Genomic DNA, 11,430 nt, shown 5'->3' with positions numbered 1-11,430 from the left:
AAAAGGAGAATTGGACGAAAGCACTCTTTATAAAACTTATACTATTTTGGAGAACGACGAATACTTTGTAATCTACTTTGAATATCCAAAAGATGATGAAGACTTATTTGAGAGCATAAGCCAATACGTGTACGAATCATTTAAAGTAGGTGCTGGCAATATCGAATCTGAGGAGTTTGTGGCGTTTTTAGAAGAGTTCTTGAACGATTGTTTTTGGGACGTAAATTTTAACTCTTTACTCAAAAACAACGACAAACGATTGGCAAAATACACAGACCCGCAAATGGATATCCGCCGATATTATAATCCGGGCTCAGTAGCTTATCTTTATACGCGTGCCGATAATTTTGGTTTCGAAGATTTCAACGACTTTGAAACTAAAGCAAAATCGGGTGGCAAGTTTTCAATAAAAGAATTATCCTACGAAGCCATGCCCTGCGAAATTGAATTTAATCAAATGAAAGGCTCTATGGAAATATATTTCTGGTCGGTAGGTGCTGTTCCTTACGTAGTGGTAGATTCAGAAACATTAGAAATGCAAGAAGTTGCGCTACCGTACCCCGATGCTGAAATTATGGCTGTTTATCTGCCCGATTATTATAAAGATAACGTAAACGTACGCGCGTTTTACTTTATAAATACGCCTTCGGGTTGGAAGATAGCTTTTGTAGATGATTCTATGTGTTCGGCTTAATTTACTTTAAAAAAAGGCGAGTAGGGGAGTAACAATAATAATTTATAACAATAAACTTAATAAATAAAACTATGGACACAACAATTAATATTACATGTCCGCAATCAGGTTGCCAAATTTCTATCCATATTTCTATACCCGAAAATGCGACAAACACAAAACCAACTATTGAAGTTGTTGATAACCAAAGACCTGTTGACTCTGGTGTAAGACCTACTCAAACAGAAAGACCGGTAGATTCCGGTGTAAGACCATCTGATCCTCCTGTGAGACCATCATCGTCTGGTGGTAGAATTGATGCTCCCGCCGGAAAAAACTCGTACGATACATCCGATGAATCTGATGCTGCCAATCAAACGCCATACAGAAATGTGAGAAGACCAAGAAATTAATTCGAGTAGGCTTTTTCTCGTATCTAAAAACACTGTACTAAAACTAATAAAGTGCAGTGTTTTTTGTTTTATGCAAATAAAATAAGTTTAAGTCTTAAATTCCTTAAAAAACCAAAATAATTGACTTAATTTAACCCTTTATGTTAAATATTATTATTACTTTTGTTCCAGATTTAAGAAGAATTGAAAATACAATAAATTATAACAAATTAATTATATAACTATATAAAACACAATATTTTATGAAACACAATTTTAATGCAGGTCCGTCAATTCTACCACGAATTGCAATCGAAAACACAGCAAAAGCTATTTTAGATTTAGAAGGAATTGGTCTTTCTTTATTGGAAATTTCTCATCGTAGCAAAGATTTTCAAGCTGTAATAGATGAGGCAGAAGCTCTTTTTAAAGAATTGCTTAATATTCCCGAAAATTATCACGTATTATTTTTAGGAGGCGGCGCAAGCTTACAATTTGCTATGGTTCCTTTCAACTTGCTAAATAAAAAAGCAGCTTACCTTGATACCGGTGTATGGTCGAAAAAAGCTATAAAAGAAGCAAAACTTTTTGGCGAAGTTGAAGTTGTAGCAAGCTCTTCCGATAAAAATTATACCTATATTCCAAAAGGATGGAAAATACCGGCAGATGCAGATTATTTCCACATTACATCAAACAACACAATTTACGGCACCGAAATTTTCGAAGATTTTGACAGCCCAATTCCATTAGTAGCCGACATGTCGAGCGACATATTCAGCCGTCCTATCGATGTTTCAAAATACGCTATTATTTATGGTGGAGCTCAAAAAAATACAGGTCCTGCCGGCGTTACATTTGTTATTATTAGAGATGACATTTTAGGAAAAGTTGACAGAGTAATCCCAACAATGCTTGACTACAGAACTCATATTGAAAGCGGCTCAATGTTTAACACACCTCCTTGCGTTAGCATTTTTGCAGTTAAAGAAACTCTAAAATGGGTAAAACAAATGGGTGGAGTTAAGGCAATCCAAAAAATGAATGTCGAAAAAGCAAAACTACTTTACGATGCTATTGATAACAGTAAAATGTTTGTCGGAACAGTTGAAAAAAACTCACGTTCGCTAATGAACATTTGCTTTGTTATGAAAGAAGAATACAAAGACAAAGAAGCCGATTTTATGGAATTTGCAAAAACTAAAGGAATGGTTGGTATTAAAGGACACCGTTCGGTTGGCGGCTTCAGAGCTTCAACTTACAACGCACTTCCAATAGAAAGCGTAAAAGCTCTTGTTGAGTGCATGAAAGAATTTGAACAAAAAAATTTATAAACATTTTAATTTGAATATAATATGAAAAAAATACTTTTAGCAACATCAAAGCCTTTTGCTAAAGTTGCTGTTGACGGAATTAAAAAAATTATTGCAGACGCTGGTTATGAGCTTGTTCTTTTAGAAAACTATACCGAACAAGAAGACCTTATCAAAGCAGTAAGCGATGTTGACGCTGTAATAATTCGTAGCGATATTGTTGATAAACGCGTGCTTGAAGCGGCAAAAAACATGAAGTTAGTTGTTAGAGCCGGTGCAGGTACTGATAACGTTGATAAAAATTTTGCTAAAGAAAAGAACATCATAGTAATGAACACTCCCGGACAAAACTCAAACGCAGTAGGAGAGTTGGTTGCTGGTATGATGGTTTACACTGCAAGAAACAGCTTTAACGGTACATCAGGATTTGAACTTAGAGGCAAAAAATTAGGCTTACATGCATTTGGTTACACAGGTAAAGCTGTAAATGCTATTGCCAAAGGATTTGGAATGGAAGTTTACGCTTACGACCCATTTGTTAAACCCGAAGCTATGAAAGCCGAAGGAGTTACTCCTGTTAACACCATTGAAGAGTTATATTCAACATGTCAGTTTGTTTCATTGCACACACCCGCAACACCCGAAACAATAAACTCAATTAACTACAACTTGTTGTCGAAAATGCCTAAGAATGCTGTTCTTATCAACTCTGCAAGAAAAGAAGTTATTAACGAAGCAGATTTGATTAAAGTATTCACAGACAGACCAGACTTCAAATATGCATCAGACGTAGCTCCTGACAATAGTGCTGAAATTGCTGAGAAATTTGCAGGAAGATATTTCTTCACTCCTAAAAAAATGGGTGCTCAAACTTCAGAAGCAAACATAAATGCAGGATTGGCAGCAGCTAACCAAATTGTTAATTATTTTAAAAACGGCGACGACAAGTACAGAGTAAACTAATTAACAAACATCTGTTAAAAGTTCATTAAACAAAGGGCTATGACTACGATTCAAAGCCCTTTGTTTTTTATACTACTACTACAAAGAATTGGAAATAATGCTAAAAAAGCTAACAATTATTTGGTAGTTATAAAAAAATTACTATTTTTGCAATCTCAAATTTGAAACGGTCCGTTCGTCTAGGGGTTAGGACGTCAGGTTTTCATCCTGGTAACAGGGGTTCGATTCCCCTACGGACTGCAAGGTTTTGGCTAACAAAACTTTTTTTATTAAATAAAATATACTTTAATATATGGCAAATCATATTTCAGCTAAAAAAAGAATACGTTCGAACGATAAAAAACGTTTGAGAAACAGATATTACGCTCGTACAATGAGAAACTCTTTAAGGAGCTTCAGAAATATTGAAAATAAATCGGAAGCTACCGAAAAAATTCCCGAAATGACATCTATGATTGACAAATTAGTTAAGCGCGGAATTATCCATAAAAATAAGGCAGCTAATTTAAAATCTAAAATTGCACGCAAGGTTAATACAATGGCGTAGGTGTATAAATTTTAAAAGTTAAAAAAATACTTTCAAAATACTTGAAAGTATTTTTTTTTGTGTTAATGTTTATTAATACCACGTACAGAAAATGAATAAATATTAATTTTGTATTGTTAAATCTATATATATGAATAACAATTAAAATTTATTTATTATGGCAGAAATGAAAGCAAGAGTTAAAGCTCAAAGTGAAAATCCAACCAAAACCATTGTAAAAACTCGTCATTTTGAAATTATCGTTGATGAACCGGCAAACATAGGTGGCACAGACCATGGTGCAACACCTGTTGAATTTCTTTTAGCAGCATTTGCAGGTTGTCTGAATGTTGTAGGTCACGTTATTGCTAAAGAAATGGGATTTGAACTACGTAAGATAGAAATCAATATTGACGGCAGTTTAAATCCTAATAAATTTATGGGTATCGATAATAAGGAGAGAGCAGGATTTAATCAAATAAATGTTAGTATAAATCCTGATTGTGATGCCGACGAAAATACAATTAATAAATGGCTAAAAAATATTGAAGAGCGTTGCCCAATTAGTGACAATATCCAACACGAAACTCCAGTTAAAATAAAAATTAGTAAGTAATTTTGTTAATATTAACCTTATGAGGACTTGGAATTTATTTTCAAGTCCTTTTTTATTTATGCTTTATAGCTACAATAATCTTAATTTTGCCTCTATAAAGATGCTATTTAACCAAGCATTATTTTCCCATAATTAATATTATGTTAAATAGAATATTGTAAAATGCGATTTAAATATAAAAAAACTGCCCTATCTGAAAAGATAAGGCAGTTTAAAATTTAAACATTAATAATTAAAACTTATTGAGCATTCAACTCTTTTAGTTTTTCGAGTAAGCCCAAACGAGTGTAAATTTCTTTTAGAGATGCAATTGTTGCAGGATCATTTGGTTGTAAACTGTAGCATTTTTCCATATATGGAAGTGCTTTTTCTAAATATTGATTACCTTCTGCAATAAGTTCATTGTATTTTTCTACTTCATTTATAGGCAACTGATTTGCTTCGTTAACAATATCACCACCTTTATTGTAGTATAATACACCTGTGTTAAATATAGCATCAAAAAATGTGCTATCAAGTTGTAAAGCTTTTTCGTATGCTTTTATAGCCTTATTGAAATAATTTTCATTTTCTTCGGCGGTATGTTTTTCAGCATCAATCATTCTGTCGTACGAAGAACCCAAAGCGTGATATAGCTGCAGATTTGAATCGTCATTTTGTATAGCCAACTCCAATTTTTCTATAGCCATTGGAAAATCATCGGTTTGTAGATAATAGTTAGCTTCGGTAATTAAAACGTTAGCATCATTTGGAAATTTTTGTTTTGCTATGTTAATAATTTCCAAAGCTTTATCAAATTGTTTGTCGAAAATGTACAATGAGCTAAGTTCCGAATATACTTCCTGCCTGCTATATCCCAAATCAACAATATAACGATAGCTTTCTATAGCAGATTGTACAGCACTCGGATCGTTGGCAGCTTCTCCCCTATACGACATACCTAGAGCGTAGTACGACATAGTATCGACAATATTGCTTTGTTTATTTAGGGTAATTGCTTTTTGGAAATTAGGAATAGCGCCTTTAAAGTCGTTGACTTTAAAAAATTCAAGTCCTTGATTAAAGAACTCGCCTGCTATACCGCTAATTTGCCTGTTAGCGTCTTTAGTGTAATTTCCTTTTTTGTCAACTTCTTTTGATTTAACAAAAGCTTCGTAGGCTTTATCAAGGGATTGTGGGTCAATTTCGTTAGCTTTACCGCTTGTATAAATATCAAGGTAAATGCCTCCTCTATAGTACCAAACTTTTGCATCGCTAGCAGCTTCGGGATACTCAACAGCTTTATCGATATACTCTTTAGCTTTTTCGTATTGTCTCTTTTGCCAATAGTTGAAAGCTGTTGTTCTATCTCTCTTCATCTGAGCAAAAGATGCACTAACTGTTGTTAGTAAGATAATAAGAATTAATAATTTTTTCATGGTTTAAAATTTTTGTGATTTAATGTTATTTGTTATAATTTATAATGTTTAATGTTTAATGTTTTAATGAACATAGTTTATTCTTCATTTTCATAATCTGCCTCAGCTTCTTCTGCATGTTCCTCGTTGTCATAAATATTATTTTCTTCATCAGGTTCGGCATCTAAGTTAATAACTGCGTAAGGTACTTTAGCAACTGCTGCTATTTGGTCACCTTCTTGCATGTCAATAAGTTTAACACCTTGCGCTACTCTACCAATAATTCTAATATCTTCGACTGCTATTCTGATAATTATTCCTTCCTTGTTAATAATCATCAACTCGTCTCCATCCTTAACATCTTTTATAGCTACCAAATCACCTGTTTTCTCCGTTATGTTAATGGTTTTTACACCTTTGCCTCCCCTATTGGTAACTCTATAATCCTCGAGTTTCGATCGTTTTCCGTATCCGTTTTCCGAAACTACCAAAATAGATTCGTCTTCATCATCAGGATCAACACAAATTATGCCAATTACTTCATCTTTATGTTTATTTAATGTAATTCCTTTAACTCCGGCAGCATTTCTACCCACTTCTCTAACGGTTGTTTCGTTAAATCTGATGGCTTTACCGCTCTTTATCCCTAATATAATTTCTTGTTTGCCGTTGGTTAGTTTTGCTTCAAGCAAACTATCGCCTTCGTTGATAACTATAGCTCTAATACCACCACTTCTAGGTCTTGAAAATGCTTCCAGACTTGTCCTTTTTATAGTTCCGTTTTTGGTACAAAAAACAACAAAATGCGAAGACTCGAATTTTTCATCGTTTGGATTTGAAATATTTAGGATAGATTTAATTTTATCGTCTTTATCTATGTTCAATAAATTTTGAATAGCTCTACCCTTTGAATTTTTAGACCCTTCGGGGATTTCAAATGTTCTTAACCAATGGCATTTTCCGCTTTCGGTAAAAATTAATAAATATCCGTGTGTGTTGGAAATAAATAGGTGTTCTAGATAATCTTCGTCTCTAAAATCAGAACCTCTGGAGCCTTTGCCTCCCCTATTCTGCAACCTATATTCATCTAACGAAGTCCTTTTAATATATCCCATATGCGACACAGTAACAACCATACCTTCGTCGGCTATTGTGTCTTCAATTCTGAAATCGGCTGACGAGTACTCAATTTTTGTTCTTCTTTCGTCGCCGTATTTTTCTCTAACTTCAATAAGCTCGTCTTTAACTATTTCTAGCTGCTTATTAACGTCGGCAAGAATTTCTTTTAGCTTGGCAATAAGGACTAATAAATCTTCGTATTCGGCTTTAAGTTTTTCGCGTTCCAAACCTGTAAGACGCTGCAAACGCATAGCCAATATAGCTTTAGCCTGAACATCGGTAAAGCCAAATCTTTCAATTAGATTTTCTCTGGCAATATCAGGAGTTGAAGCTGCACGAATAATTGATATTACTTCGTCGATATTGTCAATCGCAATAACAAGACCTTCTAATATATGAGCTTTTTCTTCAGCCTGATTTAACTCAAATTGTGTACGTCTGACAATAACTTCATGGCGGTGATTGACAAAGTGTTCAATCATCTCTTTAAGATTTAGCTGAAGCGGACGACCATTAACAAGTGCAATGGTGTTAACGTTAAAACTGGATTGAAGTTCAGTATTTTGATACAACAAATTCAGCACAACACTTGCAAGAGCATCTCTTTTAACTTCATAAACTATTCTTATACCATTTCTATCGCTTTCGTCTCTTATATCTCTAATTCCTTCAATTTTACGGTCATTAACAAGGTCGGCTGTTTTTCTAATCATTTCCGATTTATTAACAACGTATGGTATTGAAGTTACCACTATCATTTCGTTGTCTTTACTGTCTGTTTCTATTTTGGCATCACCCCTAACAACAATACGACCTTTTCCTGTTTCAAAAGCCTGAATAACCCCATCGTACCCGTAAATTGTTCCACCTGTCGGGAAATCCGGTGCAGTAATGTACTGCATAAGTTCCTTTATTGTAATATCTCTATTATCTATATATGCAATACAACCATTAACTACTTCGGTTAGGTTATGCGGAGCAATATTTGTAGCCATACCTACAGCTATACCCGAAGTTCCGTTTATAAGCAAATTAGGCAGTTTTGAAGGTAATACTGTAGGCTCTTTCAAACTATCGTCGAAGTTGAGCTGCATGTCAACCGTATCTTTATCAATATCGACAAGCATTTCTTCAGCCATTTTTTTCATTCTGGCTTCGGTATAACGCATAGCTGCCGGACTATCTCCGTCAATAGAGCCGAAGTTGCCTTGTCCGTCAACCAATGGGTATCGCATAGCCCATGGTTGAGCCAGCCTGACCATAGCACCGTAAACGGAACTGTCGCCGTGTGGGTGATATTTACCCATTACTTCTCCAACAATACGTGCCGATTTCTTATATCCCCTATTAGAATACAATCCTAACTCTTGCATACCGTATAATACCCTACGATGCACGGGCTTAAAGCCGTCTCTAACATCAGGTAAAGCTCTCGAAACAATTACCGACATAGCATAATCGATGTATGCGGTCTTCATTTGCTTTGAAATATTTACCGGTATTATTTTTTCGTTCTCAGTTGTAAATTCTTCTCTATTGTCTTTCATCTACATTTAATTCATTATCAGTTTATTGTGATTTATACTTTATTTTACAAATTTACACATTTTTTGTTAATCTCAGTCTGACAACTTGTCATTTAATTAAATGGTTTTGAACAAATAATTGTTAATAAGTTTATTGTGCAGATTTTCAATATCTTAACCCATTGTTTAACGATAAAGATTGTTAAAAAGTTTATAGATACCATATTAAATTTTTACTTTTGTGGAATAATTAGCTGCATTATTAGTTTGGCATTAAATATGCGGATTATAAGATACTATGGAAGCAAAATTTTCAAAAAGAGTAAAAGATGTACTGGCATATAGCCGTGAAGAAGCTATACGTTTGGGTAACGACCATATTGGAGTTGAACATTTAATGTTAGGACTTATAAGAGAAGGTAAAGGTGTTGCTATAGAAATTCTTACCTTAGAAGGTGTTGATATTATTGAATTGAAACACAAAATTGAGCTTATAGTCGCTAAAAACTACAATTTAGGTTCTAACGCAAACGACGATATTCCTTTGCAAAAACAAGCCGAAAGAGCCTTAAAGTCAACATATTTGGAAGCAAGAAATTTTAACGATGAGTATATTGATACTGAGCACGTTATGTTGGCTATTTTAAAAGATAAGGATAATATAGTTACCAAAATTTTAGAAAGAGACTACGAGGTTGATTACGAAAGTTTTAAAGAAGATGTTGAAGATATTACCATAGCCGACTACGGTAAAAACGATAGCGAAGATAATGTTTTCAACGAAGAAAGCGACGTTGATGCAAAAAAATCATCACGCTCAAGTAGCTACGGGTCAAGTTCGAGTAGCTCAAAGGTAAGTACTCCCGTACTAGATGCCTTTGGCAAAGATTTAACAAAAGCAGCAGCCGAAAACCTTTTAGACCCAATTATTGGTCGTGAAAAAGAACTTATTAGGATATCGCAAATATTAAGTCGCCGCAAAAAAAACAACCCAATACTTATAGGCGAGCCCGGAGTTGGTAAAACTGCTATTGCAGAAGGCTTGGCTCAAAGGATAGTTCAGAAGAAAATCCCCAGAACTTTATTCAACAAAAGAGTTGTCAATATTGATATGGCTAGCATGGTTGCCGGCACTAAGTACAGGGGGCAGTTTGAAGAGCGTATGAAAGCTCTTATCACCGAATTGGAAAGCAACAAAGATGTAATTTTATTTATCGATGAAATTCATACTATTGTCGGTGCAGGTAATGTTAGTGGCGGATTAGATGCCAGCAATATATTCAAGCCGGCTCTTGCCAACGGAACAATTCAGTGTATTGGTGCAACCACCCTTGATGAATACAGAGAAAATATTGAAAAAGACGGTGCTTTGGAAAGACGATTTCAAAAAGTTATGGTCGAGCCTACCACGCCCGAAGAAACCATTCAAATATTAAAACAAATAAAAGACAGATACGAAGACCATCATAACGTTATTTACTCCGATGAAGCTATAAGAGCGTGTGTAACCTTAACTAATAGGTATTTGTCGGATCGAGCTTTGCCCGATAAAGCTATAGATGCTATGGACGAAGCCGGTTCAAAAGTTCATATTTCGAATATAAATGTGCCTACAGAGCTTCAAAATTTGGAAAAAGAACTCGAAGTTGTTCAAGAGAAAAAACTTGAAGCTATAAAAAGTCAGCAGTTTGAAAAGGCTGCATCTTACAGAGATGAAGAAAGACTTATTCAGTCGAAAATAGAGAAACAAAAAATACAGTGGACTAACGAGTCTAAAAAGAACCGTCAGATTGTTACCTACGAAAACGTAGCCGAAGTTATTGCAATGATGACAGGCGTTCCAGTACAGCGCATAGCCGAAAATGAAACCGACAGATTGCTTAACATTGAGAAGGAATTGTCTAAACAAGTCGTAGGACAAAACAAAGCAATAGAAAAAATATCGAAAGCTATTCGCAGAAACAGAGCCGGACTTAAAGACCCGAACAGACCTATTGGAAGTTTTATATTTTTAGGTCCTACCGGAGTTGGAAAAACTCATTTGGCTAAGGTGCTTGCCGAATTTTTGTTCGACTCAAAAGAAAATCTTATCAGGATAGATATGAGTGAATATATGGAAAAATTCAACGTTTCGCGATTGGTAGGAGCTCCTCCGGGATACGTTGGCTATCAGGAAGGCGGTCAGCTTACCGAACAAGTTAGACATCGTCCCTACTCTATTATTCTGTTAGATGAAATTGAAAAAGCACATACTGATATTTTCAATATTTTGCTACAAGTTCTTGACGAAGGAAAACTAACAGATAGTTTGGGTAAAAAGGTTGACTTTAGAAACACTATTATAATAATGACTTCTAATATTGGAAGTAAGCGTTTGAAAGATTTTGGAACAGGAGTCGGTTTTAACACAGGTGCAAAGTCATCGCAAACGGATATTATTGTTAAAGGTATTATTGAAAAAGAAATGAAAAAGACCTTTACACCTGAATTTATCAACAGAGTTGATGATATAATAATATTTGATTCGCTAGGTAAAAAAGACTTGTACAAAATCATAGATATTGAATTGAAAGAAGTTTTTTCAAGAATTAGTAACTTGAATTACAACATCAGTATTACCAAAAAAGCTAAAGACTTTATTTTAGACGAAGGTTGGGACGAACAATATGGAGCTAGACCTTTAAAGAGAGCTATTCAAAAATATGTTGAGGATAAAATTTCGGAAGAAATTATAAAAGGTAAGCTTAAATCGGGCGATAATATTTTGGTTGATTATAATGCTACTCTTAAAGATATTGTTATTTCCGTATCTAAACCCACAAAAGAAATTGAAAACAATATTACTGTCGAAGAAATTAACAATTAATAAAAAAACATTACCTTTGTAATATTATTAACATAAAGAAAC

9 protein-coding genes and 1 tRNA gene are annotated in these 11,430 nt (G+C 34.4%); 8 read left to right on the top strand and 2 right to left on the bottom strand.

Annotated features, from left to right (window positions below):
- From PHP31_03095 to PHP31_03065, 7 genes are all read left to right on the top strand, one after another.
- The coding region (locus PHP31_03095; protein ID MDD3738260.1) for a hypothetical protein at positions 1-694 on the top strand (694 nt) is incomplete at its 5' end.
- A gap of 71 nt (positions 695-765) precedes the next feature.
- On the top strand, positions 766-1,086 hold the full coding sequence (locus PHP31_03090) for a hypothetical protein (protein MDD3738259.1): 321 nt from the start codon (positions 766-768) through the stop codon (positions 1,084-1,086).
- A 242-nt stretch (positions 1,087-1,328) separates the two neighbouring features.
- Positions 1,329-2,396, top strand: coding sequence for a 3-phosphoserine/phosphohydroxythreonine transaminase (gene serC / locus PHP31_03085; protein MDD3738258.1), 1,068 nt, complete (start codon positions 1,329-1,331; stop codon positions 2,394-2,396).
- A gap of 21 nt (positions 2,397-2,417) precedes the next feature.
- Positions 2,418-3,338 (top strand): NAD(P)-dependent oxidoreductase, encoded by a 921-nt coding sequence (locus PHP31_03080; protein MDD3738257.1) that lies wholly within the window; start codon positions 2,418-2,420, stop codon positions 3,336-3,338.
- Positions 3,339-3,506: 168 nt separating this feature from the next.
- Positions 3,507-3,578: transfer RNA gene (locus tag PHP31_03075), tRNA-Glu, on the top strand.
- Between the two features lie 52 nt (positions 3,579-3,630).
- Positions 3,631-3,885, top strand: coding sequence for a 30S ribosomal protein S20 (gene rpsT / locus PHP31_03070; protein ID MDD3738256.1), 255 nt, complete (start codon positions 3,631-3,633; stop codon positions 3,883-3,885).
- 157 nt (positions 3,886-4,042) lie between these two features.
- Positions 4,043-4,480, top strand: a complete 438-nt coding sequence (locus PHP31_03065) for an OsmC family protein (protein MDD3738255.1) — start codon at positions 4,043-4,045, stop codon at positions 4,478-4,480.
- 239 nt (positions 4,481-4,719) lie between these two features.
- Here the strand turns inward: PHP31_03065 and PHP31_03060 are convergent, their stop codons facing one another.
- Positions 4,720-5,898 carry a tetratricopeptide repeat protein gene (locus PHP31_03060; GenBank protein ID MDD3738254.1) on the bottom strand — a complete coding sequence of 393 codons (1,179 nt, stop codon included), beginning with the start codon at positions 5,896-5,898 and terminating at the stop codon, positions 4,720-4,722.
- 77 nt (positions 5,899-5,975) lie between these two features.
- The gene (gyrA, locus tag PHP31_03055) at positions 5,976-8,543 is read right to left on the bottom strand and encodes a DNA gyrase subunit A (protein ID MDD3738253.1); all 2,568 of its coding nucleotides are present in this window, start codon (positions 8,541-8,543) and stop codon (positions 5,976-5,978) included.
- A gap of 277 nt (positions 8,544-8,820) precedes the next feature.
- Between gyrA and PHP31_03050 the strand changes: the two genes are divergently transcribed.
- Complete coding sequence (locus tag PHP31_03050; GenBank protein ID MDD3738252.1) at positions 8,821-11,388, top strand: ATP-dependent Clp protease ATP-binding subunit; 2,568 nt, start codon at positions 8,821-8,823, stop codon at positions 11,386-11,388.
- Positions 11,389-11,430: the final 42 nt, after the last annotated feature.

It is taken from the genome of Lentimicrobiaceae bacterium, assembly GCA_028697555.1.
GTDB lineage: Bacteria > Bacteroidota > Bacteroidia > Bacteroidales > UBA4417 > UBA4417.
This window is presented reverse-complemented; position numbering and strand designations above follow the sequence as displayed.

Excerpts from the sequence above, each read along its gene's own strand:
- PHP31_03090 (MDD3738259.1), top strand. The coding sequence starts at position 766 with ATGGACACAACAATTAATATTACATGTCCGCAATCAGGTTGCCAAATT.
- serC (MDD3738258.1), top strand. The coding sequence starts at position 1,329 with ATGAAACACAATTTTAATGCAGGTCCGTCAATTCTACCACGAATTGCA.
- PHP31_03080 (MDD3738257.1), top strand. The coding sequence starts at position 2,418 with ATGAAAAAAATACTTTTAGCAACATCAAAGCCTTTTGCTAAAGTTGCT.
- rpsT (MDD3738256.1), top strand. The coding sequence starts at position 3,631 with ATGGCAAATCATATTTCAGCTAAAAAAAGAATACGTTCGAACGATAAA.
- PHP31_03065 (MDD3738255.1), top strand. The coding sequence starts at position 4,043 with ATGGCAGAAATGAAAGCAAGAGTTAAAGCTCAAAGTGAAAATCCAACC.
- PHP31_03060 (MDD3738254.1), bottom strand. The coding sequence starts at position 5,898 with ATGAAAAAATTATTAATTCTTATTATCTTACTAACAACAGTTAGTGCA.
- gyrA (MDD3738253.1), bottom strand. The coding sequence starts at position 8,543 with ATGAAAGACAATAGAGAAGAATTTACAACTGAGAACGAAAAAATAATA.
- PHP31_03050 (MDD3738252.1), top strand. The coding sequence starts at position 8,821 with ATGGAAGCAAAATTTTCAAAAAGAGTAAAAGATGTACTGGCATATAGC.